Annotated in this window: 16 protein-coding genes; 2 read left to right on the plus strand and 14 right to left on the minus strand. The window is 71.8% G+C overall.

From position 1 onward, the window contains the following. Positions 1-3: 3 nt before the first annotated feature. Genes aspS through DFJ69_RS00095 form a run of 3 tightly spaced genes read right to left on the minus strand, consistent with a single transcriptional unit; the run spans position 4 to position 3,729 of the window. The gene (gene aspS / locus DFJ69_RS00085) at positions 4-1,761 is read right to left on the minus strand and encodes an aspartate--tRNA ligase (protein ID WP_116020580.1); all 1,758 of its coding nucleotides are present in this window, start codon (positions 1,759-1,761) and stop codon (positions 4-6) included. Next, positions 1,758-3,023 (minus strand): histidine--tRNA ligase, encoded by a 1,266-nt coding sequence (gene hisS, locus DFJ69_RS00090; RefSeq protein ID WP_116020581.1) that lies wholly within the window; start codon positions 3,021-3,023, stop codon positions 1,758-1,760. The genes aspS and hisS overlap by 4 nt, the downstream gene beginning before the upstream one ends. Positions 3,024-3,033: 10 nt before the next feature. Next, positions 3,034-3,729 (minus strand): MBL fold metallo-hydrolase, encoded by a 696-nt coding sequence (locus DFJ69_RS00095; RefSeq protein WP_116020582.1) that lies wholly within the window; start codon positions 3,727-3,729, stop codon positions 3,034-3,036. 221 nt (positions 3,730-3,950) lie between these two features. On the opposite strand from DFJ69_RS00095, the gene DFJ69_RS00100 reads away from it, so the two are divergent. Continuing rightward, positions 3,951-4,754, plus strand: coding sequence for a peptidylprolyl isomerase (locus DFJ69_RS00100; protein WP_116020583.1), 804 nt, complete (start codon positions 3,951-3,953; stop codon positions 4,752-4,754). A gap of 68 nt (positions 4,755-4,822) precedes the next feature. After that, complete coding sequence (locus tag DFJ69_RS00105; RefSeq protein WP_116020584.1) at positions 4,823-6,061, plus strand: DUF349 domain-containing protein; 1,239 nt, start codon at positions 4,823-4,825, stop codon at positions 6,059-6,061. Positions 6,062-6,068: 7 nt separating this feature from the next. On the opposite strand, the gene DFJ69_RS00110 is transcribed toward DFJ69_RS00105, so the two are convergent. The 11 genes from DFJ69_RS00110 to pdxT form a co-directional block, all read right to left on the minus strand. Then, complete coding sequence (locus tag DFJ69_RS00110) at positions 6,069-7,274, minus strand: glycosyltransferase 87 family protein (protein ID WP_147312147.1); 1,206 nt, start codon at positions 7,272-7,274, stop codon at positions 6,069-6,071. Continuing rightward, the gene (locus DFJ69_RS00115) at positions 7,271-9,448 is read right to left on the minus strand and encodes a RelA/SpoT family protein (protein WP_170177911.1); all 2,178 of its coding nucleotides are present in this window, start codon (positions 9,446-9,448) and stop codon (positions 7,271-7,273) included. Before DFJ69_RS00115 ends, DFJ69_RS00110 begins: the two co-directional genes overlap by 4 nt. A 487-nt stretch (positions 9,449-9,935) precedes the next feature. Further along, the gene (locus DFJ69_RS00120; RefSeq protein WP_211328444.1) at positions 9,936-10,463 is read right to left on the minus strand and encodes an adenine phosphoribosyltransferase; all 528 of its coding nucleotides are present in this window, start codon (positions 10,461-10,463) and stop codon (positions 9,936-9,938) included. Positions 10,464-10,466: 3 nt separating this feature from the next. Continuing rightward, a complete protein-coding gene (secF, locus tag DFJ69_RS00125) occupies positions 10,467-11,666 on the minus strand; it encodes a protein translocase subunit SecF (RefSeq protein ID WP_116020587.1) in 1,200 nt (399 codons plus the stop codon). Next, positions 11,666-13,408, minus strand: a complete 1,743-nt coding sequence (secD, locus tag DFJ69_RS00130) for a protein translocase subunit SecD (RefSeq protein ID WP_116020588.1) — start codon at positions 13,406-13,408, stop codon at positions 11,666-11,668. Before secD ends, secF begins: the two co-directional genes overlap by 1 nt. A gap of 29 nt (positions 13,409-13,437) precedes the next feature. Then, the gene (yajC, locus tag DFJ69_RS00135) at positions 13,438-13,887 is read right to left on the minus strand and encodes a preprotein translocase subunit YajC (protein WP_116020589.1); all 450 of its coding nucleotides are present in this window, start codon (positions 13,885-13,887) and stop codon (positions 13,438-13,440) included. A 157-nt stretch (positions 13,888-14,044) separates the two neighbouring features. After that, positions 14,045-15,100 (minus strand): Holliday junction branch migration DNA helicase RuvB, encoded by a 1,056-nt coding sequence (gene ruvB / locus DFJ69_RS00140; protein WP_116020590.1) that lies wholly within the window; start codon positions 15,098-15,100, stop codon positions 14,045-14,047. After that, a complete protein-coding gene (ruvA, locus tag DFJ69_RS00145; protein ID WP_116020591.1) occupies positions 15,097-15,708 on the minus strand; it encodes a Holliday junction branch migration protein RuvA in 612 nt (203 codons plus the stop codon). The genes ruvB and ruvA overlap by 4 nt, the downstream gene beginning before the upstream one ends. Next, a complete protein-coding gene (gene ruvC / locus DFJ69_RS00150) occupies positions 15,705-16,253 on the minus strand; it encodes a crossover junction endodeoxyribonuclease RuvC (RefSeq protein WP_116020592.1) in 549 nt (182 codons plus the stop codon). Before ruvC ends, ruvA begins: the two co-directional genes overlap by 4 nt. Before the next feature lie 195 nt (positions 16,254-16,448). Beyond that, positions 16,449-17,198: a YebC/PmpR family DNA-binding transcriptional regulator gene (locus tag DFJ69_RS00155; RefSeq protein WP_116020593.1), complete on the minus strand. Its 750-nt coding sequence runs from the start codon at positions 17,196-17,198 to the stop codon at positions 16,449-16,451. A 4-nt stretch (positions 17,199-17,202) separates the two neighbouring features. After that, on the minus strand, positions 17,203-17,829 hold the full coding sequence (gene pdxT / locus DFJ69_RS00160) for a pyridoxal 5'-phosphate synthase glutaminase subunit PdxT (protein ID WP_116020594.1): 627 nt from the start codon (positions 17,827-17,829) through the stop codon (positions 17,203-17,205). Positions 17,830-17,837 lie beyond the last annotated feature (8 nt).

Genomic DNA, 17,837 nt, shown 5'->3' on the forward strand with positions numbered 1-17,837 from the left:
CGGTCAGGGAGCCTCGGCGGGCTCCGGCCGGGCGTCGATCCCGGCCTCCTTGCGCTGCTGCTCGGTGATGCCGGTGGGGGCGCCGGTCAGCGGGTCGTAGCCGGAGGCCGCCTTGGGGAAGGCGATGACGTCGCGGATGGAGTCGCCGCCGGCCAGCAGCATGACGGTGCGGTCCCACCCGAACGCGATGCCGCCGTGCGGGGGCGGGCCGTACTTGAACGCCTCCAGCAGGAAGCCGAACTTGCCCTCGGCGTCCTCCTTGGACAGCCCCAGCACGTCGAAGACCTGCTGCTGCATCTCGGCGCGGTGGATGCGGATCGAGCCGCCGCCGATCTCCATGCCGTTGCAGACGATGTCGTAGGCGTCGGCCAGCGCCACGTCGGGGTGCTCGGCGAAGTCCGCGGCGTACTCGGCCTTCGGCGCGGTGAACGGGTGGTGCACCGACGTCCACCCGACCTGCTCGCCGGCGTCGTCGTGCGCGGGCTCGAACACCGGCGGGTCCACGACCCACACGAACGCCCAGGCGTCCTCGTCGATCAGCGCGCAACGCCGGCCGATCTCCAGCCGGGCCGCGCCCAGCAGCTCACGGGAGGCGTGCGCCTGGCCGGCGGCGAAGAACACCGCGTCGCCCGGCTTCGCGCCCGCCGCCTCGGCCAGCCCGGCCCGCTCGGCGTCGGTGATGTTCTTGGCGACCGGACCGGTCAGCGAGCCGTCCTCCTGGACGAGCACGTACGCCAGGCCCCGCGCGCCGCGCGCCTTGGCCCAGTCCTGCCAGGCGTCCAGCTCCTTGCGGGTCTGCGAGGCGCCCCCGGGCATCACCACCGCGCCCACGTAGGGCGCCTGGAACACCCGGAACGGGGTGGCGGAGAAGAAGGCGGTCATCTCGACCAGCTCGTTGCCGAACCGCAGGTCGGGCTTGTCGGAGCCGTAGCGGCCCAGCGCGTCGGCATAGGACATCCGCGGGATCGGCCGGGGCACCTCGTACCCGGCGATCTCCTTCCACAGCCGCGCGACCAGCTCCTCGCCGACGGCGATGACGTCGTCCGCGTCGACGAACGACATCTCCACGTCGATCTGGGTGAACTCCGGCTGCCGGTCGGCGCGGAAGTCCTCGTCGCGGTAGCAGCGGGCGATCTGGTAGTAGCGCTCCAGGCCCGAGACCATCAGCAGTTGCTTGAACAACTGCGGGGACTGCGGCAGCGCGTACCAGTGGCCGGGCTGCAGCCGCACCGGCACCAGGAAGTCGCGGGCGCCCTCGGGGGTGGAGCGGGTCAGCGTGGGGGTCTCCACGTTGACGAAGCCGTGCTCGCGCATGACGTCGTTGACCAGGTACGAGGCCTGGGAGCGGATCCGCATGGCGCGGGCGACCGCGTCGCGGCGGATGTCGAGGTAGCGGTAGCGGAGCCGCGCCTCCTCGTTGACGTTGACGTCGCCCTCGATGGGGAACGGCAGCGGCGCGGCCTCCGACAGCACCTCGATCTCGGTGGCGGCCACCTCGATGTCTCCGGTGGGCAGCTCGGGGTTCTCGTTGCCGGCGGGACGGATCCGCACCTCGCCGGTGATCTTGACGCAGAACTCCGACCGCAGGTCGTGCGCGGTGTCCTCTTCCCGGAACACGACCTGCGCGACGCCCGTGGCGTCCCGCAGGTCGATGAACGTGACCCCGCCGTGGTCGCGGCGGCGGGCCACCCAGCCGGCGAGGACCACGCGCTCCCCGGCGTGCTCCCGGCGGAGCGTTCCCGCACCGTGCGAACGGATCATCGTACGAGCCTCTCCTTCAACGTGGCGGTGATGTCGGTGAGCGGGACGGCGCTCTGGCCGCCCTCGGCCAGGTCCTTCACCTGCGCGGACCCGGCGGCGATATCTCGCTCGCCGAGGATCACGGCGTAGGCCGCGCCGGACCGGTCGGCGGCCTTCATCGCCCCCTTGAGGCTCTTGCCCCCGTACGACATGTCGGCGGCGATCCCCGCCGCGCGCAGCTCCGCCACCAGTGCGAAGATCCGTCGCTCGGCGACCTCGCCGAGCGGCACCCCGAAGACCTGGCAGCGGGACGGGGTCCCGAACGCGACCCCCTCCTTCTCCAGGGCGAGCAGGGTGCGGTCGAGGCCGAGTCCGAAGCCGATGCCGGGGAGGGGCGGGCCGCCGATGTCCTCGGAGAGGCCGTCGTAGCGTCCGCCGCCGCCGATGCCGGACTGGGCGCCCAGCAGCGGGTGGTCGAACTCGTAGGTGGTGCGGGTGTAATAGTCCAGGCCGCGCACCAGTCGGGGCTCGTCCTCCCACGCGATACTCAGGTCGGCCAGCAGCCCGCGGACCCGGTCGTGGTGGGCCTTGCAGGATGCGCAGAGGTGGTCGGCCATCAGCGGGGCGTCGGCGACCTGCGCCCTGACCTCGGGCCGCTTGTCGTCCAGCACCCGCAGCGGGTTGATCTCCACGCGCTCACGGGTGTCCTCGTCGAGGTCGAGGCCGCGCAGGAACTCCTGCAGCCGGGCCCGGTAGGCGGGCCGGCACTCGCGGCAGCCCAGCGAGTTCAGCAGCAGCCGGACCCGCGTCAGGCCGAGGCCGCGGTACCAGTTCCACGCGAGGGCGATGGTCTCGGCGTCGATCTGGGGGTCCTCGCTGCCGATGGCCTCCAGGTCGAGTTGGTAGAACTGCCGGTAGCGGCCCTGCTGGGGGCGCTCGGCGCGGAACGCCGGACCGGTGGTCCACACCTTCACCGGGAGGCCCTGCTTGTGCAGGCCGTGCTCCAGGACGGCGCGCAGGACGCCGGCGGTGAACTCCGGACGCAGGGTGAGGGAGCGTCCGCCGCGGTCGGAGAAGGTGTACATCTCCTTGCTCACCACGTCGGTGGACTCGCCCACCCCGCGCTTGAAGAGCTGGGTGTCCTCGAACACCGCCAGCTCCAGGTAGCCGTACCCGGCCAGCCTCGCCTGCTCGGCGAACGCCCGGCGCACGGCGTACAACAGCTCCGCGCGCGGCGGAACGTACTCGCTGACCCCCTTGGGGGCCTGGAAGCTCGAACTCATGGTCGTCTGATCAGAATCCCTTGGAGGGCCCGTCCGAGGGCGCCAACTCCGCCAGGAAGGGGTTGGTGGCGCGCTCGCGGCCGATGGTGGTCTGGTCCCCGTGGCCGGGCAGCACGACGGTCTCGTCGGCCAGCGGCAGGCACACGCGCGCCAGGCTGGCCAGGATCTCCTCGTACGAGCCGCCAGGCAGGTCGGTGCGGCCGATGGCGCCCGCGAACAGCAGGTCCCCGGTGAACATCACCTCGGGGATCTCCGCGGTCGCCGGCGTCCGGAACGTCACCGACCCGGGGGTATGGCCGGGGGCGTGGTCGACGGTCAGCCGCAGACCGGCCAGCTCCAGCACCGCGCCGTCAGCCAGCTCGCGGACGTCGTCGGGCTCGCTCAGCTCCAGCCCGCCGAACGCCTGCCGCCCGCCGCCCAGGCCGAATCCCTTGGCCGGATCGGTCAGCAGGTCGCGGTCGGCGGGGTGGATGTAGGCCGGGACGTCCTTGGCGCCGCAGACCGGCGCCACCGACCAGATGTGGTCGATGTGGCCGTGGGTGGCGATGACGGCCACCGGCTTGAGCCGGTGCTCGCGCAGGATCTCGTCGATCCCGGCCGAGGCATCCTGACCAGGGTCGATGATCACGCATTCCTCCCCCGCGGCGGGTGCCACGACATAACAGTTCGCGGCGAAGGACCCGGCGGGGAACCCGGCGACGAGCACGGTCGTCCTCTCGTACGGAAGTCGATTGAGCCGATCGGAACTCAAGCGGCGTTTCGAGCGTACCGGCGCGGCCATGGCCATCGCGAACGAGATGGCGGGTCGCCGTGTCGTCCCCCGGCGCGAGAAGTGATCGCCGGGCGGACGCGGCGACCCCGCCGCGGCCGGTACCATGCGCAGCACGTTTTCCGGATCTAAGGCGGGGAACCGCGAGGAGGGCACGCGTGGCCGGGAAAGACCGCAAGAAGCAACTGGCCAAGCAGCGCTATGAGCGCCAGCAGGCGCGCAGGGCGGCAGAGGCCAGGCAGGCGCGCCGCGTCCGGGTCGTGGGCTCGGCGGTGGCCGTCGCGGTGATCGCGGGCGGCGGCGCCGGGATCGTGGCCCTGGTGGGCGGCGACGACGGGGCCAAGGCCGGCACCAACGCCGACCCCACCCCGACCGGGCCGCCGCCCACGGACGGGGCGCCCAAGCAGGCGATCTCGCTGACGAAGGTCGATCTCAAGACCGACGCCGACGGCGGGACCGCCGAGTGCAAGTACCACGACTCACAAGACGACCAGAATCCGCCCAAGGGCCTGGACAAGCCGCCGGCGACCGCCGCCCACACGGGCAAGGTCAAGGCGACGATCAAGACCACCCTCGGGAACGTGGGCGTGGAGCTGGACGCCGCCAAGGCCCCGTGCACCGTCAACTCCTTCGCGCACCTGGCGAAGGAGAAGTTCTTCGAGAAGTCCAAGTGCCACCGGCTGACCACAGGTGGCCTCGCGGTGCTGCAGTGCGGCGACCCGACCGGCACCGGGATGGGGGGCCCGGGGTACCGTTTCGCCAACGAGAACACCAAGGGCGCCAAGTACACCCGGGGCGTTCTCGCGATGGCGCACAGCACCCAGCCCGACAGCAACGGCAGCCAGTTCTTCATCGTCTACAAGGACTCGCAGTTGCCGGCCGACTATACGATCTTCGGGAAGATCACATCGGGGATGGACGTCATCGACAAGGTGGCCGGCGCCGGCGTGGCAGCGCAGTAGCGGCCTGTACGGCTATGGTTTGGAAGGTCCGGCCTTGAGGTGAGAAGGCCGGACCATGATGGGAGGCAATGGTGTCCAGCGCCACCGATCCCCACGGTCGTGTTGACGAGGACGGCACGGTCTACGTGAAGACGGCCGCTGGCGAGCGCGTCGTCGGGTCCTGGCAGGCCGGTGCCCCGGAGGAGGCCCTCGCCTACTTCAAGCGCAAGTACGACGCGCTGGTCACCGAGATCGAGCTGCTCGAACAGCGGGTGCGCACCACGGACCTCCCGCCCGCCCAGGCCGACCAGGGCATCGCCCGGCTGCGCGAGGCGGTGACCGGGGCGCACGCCGTCGGCGACCTGGACGCGCTGGCCGCGCGTCTGGACGCCCTGGGCGAGCTGGTCGGCAAGCGGCGCGAGGAGGTGCGGGTCCAGCGCGAGCACGCCCGCCACGAGGCCCGCGAGACCAAGGAGCGGATCGTCGCCGAGGCCGAGCGCATCGCCGCCGAGGAGACGCACTGGAAGAACGGCGGCGAGCGGCTGCGGCTCCTGGTCGAGGAGTGGAAGGCCGCCGAGCGCATCGACCGGCCGACCGAGACCGCGCTGTGGAAGCGGCTGTCGTCGGCCCGCAACGCCTTCACCAAGCGCCGCAAGGTCTACTTCGCCTCCCTGGAGGACCAGCGCGAGCAGGCCCGGGTGGAGAAGGAACGGCTCGTCGCCGAGGCCGAGGCGATCTCCGGCTCCACCGACTGGGGCGACACGGCCGCGGCCTACCGCGACCTGATGCGCCGCTGGAAGAACGCCGGCCGCGCCGGCCGGGACGTCGAGGAGGACCTGTGGACGCGCTTCAAGGGCGCGCAGGACACCTTCTTCGCCGCCCGCGCCGCCGCCTTCGCCGAGCGTGACGACGAGCTGCGCGGCAACGCCGAGGTCAAGGAGCAGATCCTCGTCGACGCCGAGCGCATCCTCCCGGTCAAGGACGTCCGGCAGGCGCGGCAGGCGCTGCGGACCGTCCAGGAGCGCTGGGAGGCCGCCGGCCCGGTGCCGCGCGACTCCCGCGACCGCCTCGAGGGCCGTCTCCGCAAGATCGAGGAGACCGTCCGCTCGGCGGAGGAGGCCGAGTGGCGCCGCACCAACCCGGAGGCCCGCGCCCGCGCCGAGGCCACGGTCGGCCAGCTCCGCTCCTCCATCGAGCAGTTGGAGAAGCGCCTCGCCAAAGCACGCGACGCCGGTCGCGACAAGGACGTCAAGGACGCCGAGGAGGCGTTGACCGCCCGTCGCGCCTGGCTGGAAGAGGCCGAGCGCACGCTCGCCGAGTTCTCCTAGGGATCGTTCAGCCCATCGCGGGCTCCGGGTCGCGGCTCGTCCGTCGCGGCTCCGGAGCCGTCGCGGGCCCGGTGCGCAGTCGGGCCACGGCGAGCACGGTGGCCGCCACGACCAGGACGTTCCGCACGGCCAGCACCCAGGTCTCCAGCGTGTCCGCGGCCATCAGCCCCTGCCAGTTCAGCGGGTACAGGAACTGGCTCAGCGCGGCGGCGACCAGGACCATCAGCACGGCGGGCCGCTGCCGGGAGGCGCGATGCGCCAGGCAGACGGCCCCCAGCCCCAGCAGCCACAGCATGTACTGCGGCGACAGCACCCGGCTGGTGGCGACGGCGGCCAGCACCGCGGCGAACGCCACGTCGCAGCCCCACGCCGCGTTCCACCCCCGGCCGGCACCGCGCCAGGCCCACACCGCCACCAGGCCCAGCGCCAGGACGGTCAGCAGCGGCAGCAGGTCGGCGACGCGGGCGACCCCGGGCCCGACCAGCTCCATCGAGCCGTACTGATAGACGATCGCGCCCGTCCAGCCGGACAGGCGGTCGATCATGAACGGGGTGGCGGCGACGGCCTCGCACTCCAGGCCCCGTGACGTCTGGGCGTCCAGGAAGCCCCACGGGGCCCTGCCCATCCCCACGGCGAACACCGCCAGGATCGTTCCACACGTGACCGCGAACGCCCCGACCTCCTCCAGCCCCCGCCGGTTGCGGGGCAGGGCCAGGAGCAGCAGGAGCGGCCACGCCTTCAGCATCGTGCCCACGGCCGCCAGCACCCCGAACACCCGGCGGCGCGCCAGCAGCGCCAGGGCCACGACGGCGGCCAGGGTCACCATCAGGTCGTACCGCACATAGCTCATCGGCCCCAGCAGCACCAGGCCCAGCGTCCACGTCCACGCCCCGGCCCGGGAGCCGCCGCGCATCCGGGTCAGCATCACCATGATGAGCAGGTCGGCGGCCAACGCCACCAACGCGAACGTCGTGGTGTAGGTGCCGCCGAGCCAGCGCGGCAGCAGCATCACCGGCGCGGCCAGCGGCGGATACTGCCACCGGACGTCGCCCTCGGGGAACTCCCCGCCCGCCAGGATCGCGCTCCAGCCCTCGTAGATCGCGGGATCTCCGAGGATCTCGTCCCGGGTGGGATACGGGAACCGGTCGAGGATGATCAGCAGGCCGACGATCCGGGTCGCCAACCAGCAGCCCCAGACAGCGGCGAGTCTCACCGGGCGGCGCCGCTGGTCACGCGGTAGACGTCGTACACCCCATCGATGGAGCGCACGGCCTTGAGCACGTGCCCCAGGTGCTTGGGATCGCCCATCTCGAAGGTGAAGCGGCTGACCGCGACCCGGTCACGGGTGGTGGTGACCGAGGCGGACAGGATGTTGACGTGCTGGTCGGACAGCACCCGGGTGACGTCCGACAGCAGCCGGGGCCGGTCCAGCGCCTCGACCTGGATGGCGACCAGGAAGACCGAGTCCTCGCTGGGCGACCACTTGACGTCGATCAGCCGGTCGGGCTCGTTGCGCAGGTCGGCGACGTTGCCGCAGTCGACGCGGTGGACGGAGACGCCGTGGCCGCGGGTCACGAAGCCCACGATGTCGTCGCCGGGCACCGGGGTGCAGCAGAGCGACAGTCGGACCCACACGTCCGGGTCGCCGGCCACGACCACGCCCGGGTCGCCGGCGGGGCGGGTGCGGCCCTTGCGCTTGGTGGGGAGGGCGACCTCGGCCATGTCCTCCTCGGCGCTCTCCACGCCGCCGAGGGCCTCCACGAGCTTCTGCACGACCGACTGGGCGGAGAGCTGCCCCTCCCCCACGGCCGCGTACAGCGCCGACACGTCGGCGTACCGCATGTCGCGGGCCAGCGCGAGCAGCGCCTCGCCGGACATCATCCGCTGCAGCGGCATGTTCTGCTTGCGCATCGCGCGGGCGATGGAATCCTTGCCCGCCTCGATCGCGGTGTCGCGTCGTTCCTTGGTGAACCAGTGCTTGATCTTGTTGCGGGCGCGGGCGCTCTTGACGAAGTTCAGCCAGTCGCGGCTGGGCCCGGCGTCCGGGGACTTGGAGGTGAAGACCTCCACCGCGTCGCCGTTGTCGAGGGCCGACTCCAGCGGGACGAGGCGGCCGTTGACGCGGGCGCCGATACATCGGTGGCCGACCTCGGTGTGGATGGCGTACGCGAAGTCGACCGGGGTGGCGCCCTGCGGCAGGGCGATCACGTCGCCCTTGGGGGTGAAGACGAACACCTCCGACACCGACAGGTCGAAGCGCAGCGACTCCAGGAACTCGGCCGGGTCGGCGGTCTCCTTCTGCCAGTCGAGGAGCTGGCGCAGCCACTGCATGTCGGCGGCCTTGCGGCCGGCGACCGTCTCCTCCTTGTACTTCCAGTGGGCCGCGACGCCGTACTCGGCCCGCCGGTGCATGCCCCAGGTGCGGATCTGCAGCTCCACCGGCTTTCCCTCGGGGCCGATCACGGTGGTGTGCAGCGACTGGTACATGTTGAACTTGGGCATCGCGATGTAGTCCTTGAACCGGCCGGGGACCGGGTTCCATCGCGCGTGGATCGAGCCGAGGGCGGCGTAGCAGTCGCGGACCGAGTCCACCAGCACCCGGATGCCCACCAGGTCGTAGATGTCGTCGAAGCCCACGTCCCGGGCGATCATCTTCTGGTAGATCGAGTAGTAGTGCTTGGGGCGGCCGGTGACGCTGGCCTTGATCTTCGCCTCGCGCAGGTCGGCGGAGACGTTCTCGATCACTTCCTGGAGATAGATGTCGCGCCGCGGGGCGCGCTCGGACACCAGCCGCGCGATCTCGTCGAACCGCTTGGGGAAGAGCGTCGCGAACGACAGGTCCTCCAGCTCCCACTTCAGCGTGTTCATGCCGAGCCGGTGCGCCAGCGGGGCGAAGACCTCCAGCGTCTCGCGGGCCTTCTTCTCCTGCTTGTGCCGGGGCATGTAGCGCAGGGTCCGCATGTTGTGCAGCCGGTCGGCGAGCTTGATCACCAGCACCCGGATGTCGCGGGCCATCGCCACGACCATCTTGCGGACCGTCTCGGCCTCGGCGGCGTCGCCGTACTTGACCTTGTCGAGCTTGGTCACGCCGTCGACCAGCGCGGCGATCTCCTCGCCGAAGTCGTCGCGCAGCTCGTCCAGGGTGTACGGGGTGTCCTCGACGGTGTCGTGCAGCAGCGCGGCGCACAGCGTCTCGGTGTTCATCCCGAGCTCGGCGAGGATGGTCGTCACGGCGAGCGGATGGGTGATGTACGGATCGCCGCTCTTGCGCTTCTGGTCGCGGTGATAGTGCGCCGCGACGTCGTAGGCACGCTCGATGAGCCGCAGGTCCGCCTTGGGATGCGTGTTGCGGACGGTCTTGATCAGTGGTTCGAGTACCGGGTTCATGGTGGTACCACGCTGGGCGCCGAGCCTCGCGAGCCGGCGGCGGACGCGGGCGGCCGATGGTGGGATCGTGGCCGCCGACGGCGGCGTGGGCGGAACGGCCTGGGAAGCATCGGGGGCCTCGGGGGCCGGCGCGGCCGGCGGGTTCGTCGTGGTCGCCGGATCGGCGGCGGGCTCGGCCGGGGAATCCTCGGCGTCGGTGGTCCGGGCGGCACCGGGGGGCGCGCCCGGCCTGTCCCTCGCGGCGGGCGGCTCCTGTGGGCGCGCGCGCTCGGGCTTGGCGGTACGGGGCTCCTGCAGGGTCTCCGCTACCGCGTCGGTCGAGACCACCTCACCTGGCACCCAGCCTCCTCGTCAACGCCGGATTGTGCGTCGTTCGGGTCCGTTCGGTGATCCCCGTACGGACCGCGGCCCCGGCGTCGTCGCCGGCCCTGGGGGCGGGATCGCCACCTTCCCTGGTCCGGCAAGTCTAACCGCCGGGTTTCCGGTACTAGACCGTAACCAGGGAGTGCACGTCCAGATTCCCCAGCTTGTCCCGCCCGTGCAGGAAGGACAGCTCCATCAGCACCGACAGCCCGACCACCTCGCCACCGCCCCGCCGGACCAGCTCGACGGCGGCCCGGGCGGTGCCCCCGGTGGCGAGCACGTCGTCGACGATCAGCACGCGCTCGCCGGGGCGCAGCGCATCGGTGTGCATCTCGATCGTCTCGGTGCCGTACTCCAGATCATAGGTCCGCTCGTGCGCGGGCGCGGGCAGCTTTCCCTTTTTGCGCACCGGGACGAACCCGGCGCCGAAGTGATATGCCACCGGCGCGGCCAGGATGAAGCCCCGCGCCTCGATGCCGACGATCTTGTCGATGGTGCCGCGCCCGTGGTACGAGACGATCGCGTCGACCACCCCGGCGAACGCGACGTGATCGGCCAGCAGCGGGGTGATGTCCTTGAACATCACGCCGGGCTTGGGGTAGTCGGGCACGTCGCGGATGCGCTCGGCGATGAGTCTGCCGAGGTCGATCATCGATCACCTTCCCGTTCGCCGGCGCTGCCGCGTGCCGCGCTTCGGCTGACGGCGCTCGCCGTTCTGGACGACCTTGACCTTACGGGCGGGCTCCGGCGCGGGCGCCTCCGCCCCCTTGATCTCGGGCGCGTCCTCGACCAGGGTGTCGGTGCCCTGCCCGGCGGGCCCGACCGCGGCCCGCCCGCCGTCGGCGGCGGGCGCCTTGGCACCCTTGCCGCCCCTGCGCGCCTGCCGCTTGGCGCTGGTCTCCCGGGCCTCCAGCCGTTCCCTGATCTCCCGGTAGCGGGGCTCGCGCTCCTTGAGCTGAACGAGCATCGGGGTGGCCACGCACAGCGAGGAATAGGTCCCGACGAGGATCCCGACGAACAGTGACAGCGACAGGTCCTTGAGCGCGCCGGCGCCCAGCAGGAAGGTCCCGACGAACAGGATCGAGGCCACCGGCAGGATCGCCACCAGCGAGGTGTTCAGCGACCGCACCAGCGTGCTGTTCAGCGCCTCGTTGGCGGCCTGGCTGTAGGTCTTGAGCCTTCCCGGGCCGCCGAGGTCGCGGGTGACCTCCTTGATCATGTCGAAGACCACGACCGCGTCGTACAGCGAATAGCCCAGGATGGTCAGGAAGCCCAGCAGGGTCGCGGGCGTGACCTCGAAGCCCGACCAGGCGTAGATGCCCGCGGTGATCACCAGGTCGTGCACCAGCGCGACCATGGCGGCCAGCGCCATCCGCCGGTCGAAGGCGAACGACAGGTACAGCACGATCAGCAGCATGAAGACCGCGAGGGCCTGCCAGGCCTTCTTGGTGATCTCGTCGCCCCAGGTGGAGCCGATGATCTGGGAGCTGACCTGGGCGGCCGGGATCCCGAACTCCTCGCCGACGGCCTCCTGGACCCCGGTCACCTCGCCCGACGGCAGGGTCTCGGTGGTGACCCGCCAGCCGCTGCTGGTCTCCTGCACGATCACCTGGTGCGGCCCGGCCTCGGCGACCGTGGTCCGGACCTGCTCGATCGAGGCGTCCTTGGCCTTGAACGTGAACACCGAGCCGCCGGTGAACTCGACCCCGAACGACAGGCCCCGGATCACCAGCCCGGCGATGGACACCGCCAGCAGCACCGCCGACAGCGAGTACCACAGCTTCGGCCGGCCGACGATGTCCGCGCTGACCTCGCCCTTGTAGATCCTGGAGAGCGCCCCGCGCACGGCGAACATCAGGCCTCCTTGGTCAGCGACGGGGCCGGCCCGGTCTTGCGGAGCCGTTCGGGATCGAGCCCGGACCACTTGTGACCCTCGGCGAAGAAGGGCCGACGGGCCAGCACCGCCACCATCGGCTTGGTGAACAGGAACACCACCAGGACGTCGATCAACGTCGTCAGCCCGATGGCGAACGCGAAGCCCTTCACGCCGCCGACCGCCAGGAGGTACAGCACGGCGGCGCCGATGAACATCACCGCGTCGGCGACCAGGATGGTGCGGCGCGCCCGCTTCCAGGCGGACTCCACGGCGGGCCGCAACTGCCGCCCCTCCCGGAGTTCGTCGCGCAGCCGCTCGAAGTAGACGATGAACGAGTCGGCGGCGATGCCGATGGACACGATCAGACCGATGACGTGCGCGAGCGACAGCCGGAAGCCCAGGGTGCCCTCGCTCCCGAGCAGCACCACCGACAGGTAGGTGATGGCCGCGGCGACCGCGAGGCCGGCCACCGACACCAGCCCCAGGCCCCGGTAGTACAGCAGCGAGTAGGCCACCACCAGGACCAGGCCGAGCGCGCCGGCCTGCAGGCCCTTCTCCAACTGGTCGGAGCCGAGCGTGGAGGAGACCGTCTCGATGGAGCTCTTCTCGAACTTCAGCGGCAGCGCCCCGTACTTGAGCACGTTGGCCAGGTCGGTGGCGTAGGTCTGGTTGAAGCTGTCGGGCGGGCCGTCGATGCTCGCGGTGCCGCCCTGGATGGCCCCCCGGGTGATCTCGGGGGCCGACACGACCTGGCCGTCCAGCACGATGGCGATCTGCCGGCGCGGGCTGGACGGGCTGACCTGGTACTGCCGGTACGCATCCGCGGTGAGCCGCCCGAACTCACGGCCGCCCCGGGACTTGAAGTCCAACTGGACCGACCAGCTCGTCTGCCCCTCCTGGACGTTGGGCGGGACCGCGGTGGCCGAGGAGACCTCGCGGCCCTCCACCCGCACCGGGCCGAGGATGTACTTGCCGGCGCCGTCCTGGTCGCAGGCCGCGACCCACCTGCGGCGCGGGTCGTCGGCGCCGGGCGCCTTCCGGTCGGTCCTGGTGCAGTCCAGGCTCTGGAACTGCGCGATCACGGCCGGGTCCTCGATGCCGGAGAAGTCCTGGCCGCCCCACTGCTGCCGCGGGTCGGGCGGGATCGACGTCGACGGGGACGGCGACGGGGCACCGGAGCCCCCGGATCCGGACGGCGAGGGCGACGGCGCGGCCAGCGCCGCGGACAGCGCCCTGGGCCGGGCGGTCGCGCTCGGCGTGGGCGACGGGCCGCCTGCGGGCGACCTCGACGAGGTCGGGGTCGGAGGCGACCCCGGCGTCGGAGCCTGCCGCGGGGTGCTCACGCCGAGCGCGTACACCTGGCGGAACTGGAGCTGGGCGGTGGTGCCGATCAGGTCGACGATCCGCCGCTGGTCCTCCGTGCCGGGGACCTGCACCACGATGTGGTTGTCCCCCTGCCGGGAGACCTCCGCCTCGGAGACGCCCAGGCCGTTCACCCGGTCCCGGATGATGGTGACCGCCTGCTGCATCTGGGCGCCGGGCGGGTTCGCACCGCTCTCGGTGACCGCCGTCAGCGTCACCGTGGTGCCGCCGGCCAGGTCCAGGGCGAGCTTCGGGGTGGGCTGCTCCTGGAGGAACATCACCCCGGTCAGCACCGCCAAGACGGCGAAGAGGAGCAGGATGGTCCGGCCGGGCCGGGGGGATGTGCTCGGCGAAGCCACGGATGCAGGTCTCTCCCGTTCGCGGCCGGTCAGGCCGAGTGCTTGTCGGCCTTCTGCTTGGCGTCGCCGTCGGCGTCCTCGTCCTTGGCCAGGTCGACACCCTCGGTCTCGCGGGACTCGGAGGCGTCGTCGTCCTCGTCGTCCCCGTCGAGGTCGGCCGCCTCGGCGCCCTTGGCGTCGACGACGTTCATGACGGCCTGCTTGACGAAGCGGGCCTCCACGCCGGGTGCGATCTCCAGCACGATGCCGTCGTCGTCGACCGAGACCACCTCGGCGTACATGCCGCTGGTCGTCAGGACGCGCGCGCCCGGCTCGATCGAGCTCTGCATCTGCAGTTGCTCGCGCCGGCGCTTGCTCTGCGGCCGGATCAGCAGAAGGTAGAAGACCACCGGAATGGCCAGCAGCAGGATCAGATTGAAGGCGCCGCTGCCACCGGAGCCCTCGGCCAGATACGTCGCGTAGGTCATGCTGTCGCCCATCGAAGGGCATCCTTCCAATGTGGGTTCCCCCAGCCATCGCCGGAATGACGTTCACGGGACCGCCGGCTGGGGACGGCGACCAAGTCCCGGAGTTTAGAGATTACGCGAATCACCGGCAACGACACGACGGGCGACGGGCCCGGACGTTCCCGAACGGTTACCCGGGCTCGTCCTCGACGGCGAAAAGGGTGTCGGCCATCGGCGCGGCGGGCGGAGGCGTGAGGCCCATGTGACGCCAGGCGGCCGGAGTGGCGATCCGCCCTCGCGGCGTGCGCGCCAGCAGCCCCTGCCGCACCAGGAACGGCTCGGCCACCACCTCCACCGTCTCCGGCTCCTCCCCCACCGACACCGCCAGCGTCGACAGACCCACGGGCCCGCCGCCGAACTTGCGCATCAGCGACCCCAGGACCGCGCGGTCGAGCCGGTCGAGGCCGCGTTCGTCGACCTCGTACAGCGTCAGCGCCGCCCGGGCCAGTTCCCGGGTGACGACGCCGTCGGCGCGGACCTCGGCGAAGTCGCGGACCCGCCGCAGCAGCCGGTTGGCGATCCGGGGGGTGCCGCGGGAGCGCCCGGCGACCTCGGTGGCCCCGCCGTCCTCGATCCGAACGTTCAACAGCCGCGCCGAGCGGTGGACGATGACCTCCAGCTCGGCGGGCTCGTAGAAGTCCATGTGCGCCACGAACCCGAACCTGTCGCGCAGCGGGCCCGGCAGCATGCCCGCCCGGGTGGTGGCGCCCACCAGCGTGAACGGCGCGATGTCCAGCGGGATGGCGGTGGCGCCGGGGCCCTTGCCGACCACGACGTCGACCCGGAAGTCCTCCATCGCCATGTAGAGCATCTCCTCGGCGGGGCGGGCCATCCGGTGGATCTCGTCCAGGAACAGCACCTCCCCCTCCGAGAGGGTGGACAGCACCGCCGCCAGGTCCCCGGCGCGCTCGATCGCCGGGCCGCTGGAGATCCGCAGGGGGCGGCCCAGCTCGGCGGCGATGATCATGGCGAGGGTGGTCTTGCCCAGCCCGGGGCCGCCGGACAACAGCACGTGGTCCGGCGGACGACCGCGACGCACGGCGCTGTGCAGCACCAGCGACAACTGCTCGCGCACCCGGTGCTGGCCGATGAAGTCGTCGAGCTTCTTGGGCCGCAGCGCCGCCTCGATGACCTGCTCGTCACCGTCCTCGTCGACGGACGACGACACCAGGCGGTCATCGCTCATGGCCGGCTCAACTTCTTGAGGGCGGCCTTGAGCAGGGTCGCCACCGGCGGCACCTCTCGGCCGTCGAGGTCGGCGGCGACAGCGTCCACGGCCGTGTCGGCGTCCCTGGCCGACCAGCCGAGGTTGATCAGGCCCATCTGGACCTGGGCCCGCCAGGGCGCGGCGGCGGCGCCGGTGACGCGCAGATCGGCCGGGTCGTCGCCGGTGGGGTGGCCGAGCCGGTCCTTCAACTCCAGCACGATGCGCTGGGCGCCCTTCCTGCCGATGCCGGGGACCTTGGTCAGCGCGGTGAGGTCCTCGGCGGCCACGGCCCGGCGCAGCGCGTTGGGGCTGTGCACGGCGAGCATGGCCAGGGCGAGGCGGGGGCCGATGCCGCTGGCGGTCTGCAGCAGTTCGAACACCGCGCGCTCGTCGTCGTCGGCGAACCCGAACAGGGTCAGCGAGTCCTCCCGCACCACCAGCGAGGTGGGGACCTGCGCCTGATCGCCGACCCGCAGCCCGGCCAGGGTGGCGGGGGTGCACTGCACGGACAGGCCCACCCCCCCGACGTCCACGACGGCCCCGTCCGGGCCCGCGGCGGTCACCCGCCCGCTGACGAAGGCGATCACGGCCTGCTCCCTGTCTGTCGCGGGGTGGTCGGTCGTACGGCGCGTCGGGCGGCGGCGTCCAGGCGGGCCTGCGCGCCGCCGCGCCACACGTGGCAGATGGCCAGCGCGAGGGCGTCGGCGGCGTCGGCGGGGCGCGGGGCGACGTCGAGGCGCAGCAGCCGGGTCACCATCATGGTCACCTGGGCCTTGTCGGCGCGGCCGTTCCCGGTGACGGCGGCCTTGGCCTCGCTGGGGGTGTGCAGGGCGACCGGCAGCCCGCGCCGGGCGGCGGCCACGATCGCCACCGCCCCCGCCTGCGCGGTGCCCATCACGGTGCGCACGTTGTGCTGGGCGAACACCCGCTCGACGGCGACGGCGTCGGGGGCGTACTCCTCCATGACGGCCTCGATGCCGGCCTCGACGCCCAGCAGTCGGGTGGCGATGTCGTCGTCGGGGCTCGTGCGCACCACCGACACGTGGACCAGGCGCAGGGGGGTGCCGGGGGCGCCGTCCACGATCCCGACGCCGCATCGGGTGAGCCCGGGATCGACGCCCAGCACGCGCAACGGCCCACCCTTTCGCTCAAGTGTTCGGGTCCCAACGGTAGCGGGGGATGTGGATTCCTCCCACATCCCCCGCGCGCGTGTCGGTCGCGTCAGTCGTTGCGATCCTCGCCCGCGCACCCGGCCGGTCCAACGCCGCAATGATCTCGTCGGCCACATCGCCGCGGTCCTCGACCGGTCACGGACGGCCGGACACCGTTACTCGATCGTCTCGAGGACCTCGTCCGGCACGTCGAAGTTCGCGAAGACCTCCTGGACGTCGTCGCTGTCCTCGAGGGCCTCGATGAGGCGGAAGACGCGGCGGGCGTTCTCCTCGTCCAGCGGGACGGAGACGCTCGGCAGGAAGTTGGCGTCGGCGGACTCGTAGTCGATCCCCGCCTCCTGCAGGGCCGAGCGGACCCGCACCAGGTCGCCGGCCTCGCTGACGACCTCGAAGTTCTCGCCGAGGTCGTTGACCTCGTCGGCGCCGGCGTCCAGCACCGCCATCATCAGGTCGTCCTCGGTGGTGCCGTTCTTGGGCACGATGATGACGCCCTTGCGGTGGAACAGGTACGACACCGAGCCGGGCTCGGCCATCGAGCCGCCGTTGCGGGTGACGGCGGTGCGGACCTCCGAGGCGGCCCGGTTGCGGTTGTCGGTCAGGCACTCGATCAGCAGGGCCACGCCGCCGGGGGCGTACCCCTCGTACATGATCGTCTGCCAGTCGGCGCCGCCCGCCTCCTCGCCCGCCCCGCGCTTGCGGGCGCGCTCGATGTTGTCGTTGGGGACCGAGTTCTTCTTCGCCTTGTAGATGGCGTCGTACAGGGTCGGGTTGGCGTCCGGGTCGCCGCCACCGGTCCGCGCCGCCACCTCGACGTTCTTGATCAGCTTGGCGAACAGCTTGCCGCGCTTGGCGTCCAGCGCGGCCTTCTTGTGCTTCGTCGTCGCCCATTTGGAATGGCCGGACATCTGTCTACTCCTCCTCCATCGCCCGACGCACCAGATCGGCGAAGTACCGGTGCACGCGGAAGTCCCCGGTGAGCTCGGGATGGAACGCGGTCGCCATCAGGCGCCCTTGCCGGACGGCGACGATCCTACCCGTCGCCTCGCCCCCGTCGACGCGTCCGAGGATCTCCACCCCGCCGCCGACGGCCTCCACCCACGGCGCCCGGATGAAGATCGCCCGGAACGGGACGTCCGGGTCGTCCATGGCGGGCAGCGGCACGTCGGCCTCGAACGAGTCCACCTGGCGGCCGAAGGCGTTGCGGCGGACCGTCATGTCCAACCCGCCGACGGTCTCCTGGTCCCGGACCCCGTCCCGGATCCGGTCGGCCAGCATGATCATGCCGGCGCAGGACCCGTAGGCGGGCATCCCGGCCTCCACCCGCTTGCGGAGCGGGTCGAGCATCTCGAAGGTGCGGGCCAGCCGCCACATCGTGGTGGACTCCCCGCCGGGGATCACCAGGCCGTCCACCCGTTCCAGCTCATGGGGCCGGCGCACGGCCGTGACCGCGGCTCCGGCGGCCTCCAGCGCACGGGCGTGCTCGCGCACGTCGCCCTGGAGGGCGAGGACGCCGATGGTGGGCGGGACACGGGTCACGAACGGGC

The organism is Thermomonospora umbrina (assembly GCF_003386555.1).
Lineage (GTDB): Bacteria > Actinomycetota > Actinomycetes > Streptosporangiales > Streptosporangiaceae > Thermomonospora > Thermomonospora umbrina.

Coding starts and splice junctions, on each gene's coding strand:
- DFJ69_RS00155 (WP_116020593.1), bottom strand. CDS start 17,198: ATGTCCGGCCATTCCAAATGGGCGACGACGAAGCACAAGAAGGCCGCG.
- DFJ69_RS00120 (WP_211328444.1), bottom strand. CDS start 10,463: ATGATCGACCTCGGCAGACTCATCGCCGAGCGCATCCGCGACGTGCCC.
- secF (WP_116020587.1), bottom strand. CDS start 11,666: ATGTTCGCCGTGCGCGGGGCGCTCTCCAGGATCTACAAGGGCGAGGTC.
- yajC (WP_116020589.1), bottom strand. CDS start 13,887: ATGGGCGACAGCATGACCTACGCGACGTATCTGGCCGAGGGCTCCGGT.
- aspS (WP_116020580.1), bottom strand. CDS start 1,761: ATGATCCGTTCGCACGGTGCGGGAACGCTCCGCCGGGAGCACGCCGGG.
- ruvB (WP_116020590.1), bottom strand. CDS start 15,100: ATGAGCGATGACCGCCTGGTGTCGTCGTCCGTCGACGAGGACGGTGAC.
- DFJ69_RS00115 (WP_170177911.1), bottom strand. CDS start 9,448: ATGAACCCGGTACTCGAACCACTGATCAAGACCGTCCGCAACACGCAT.
- hisS (WP_116020581.1), bottom strand. CDS start 3,023: ATGAGTTCGAGCTTCCAGGCCCCCAAGGGGGTCAGCGAGTACGTTCCG.
- DFJ69_RS00105 (WP_116020584.1), top strand. CDS start 4,823: ATGGTGTCCAGCGCCACCGATCCCCACGGTCGTGTTGACGAGGACGGC.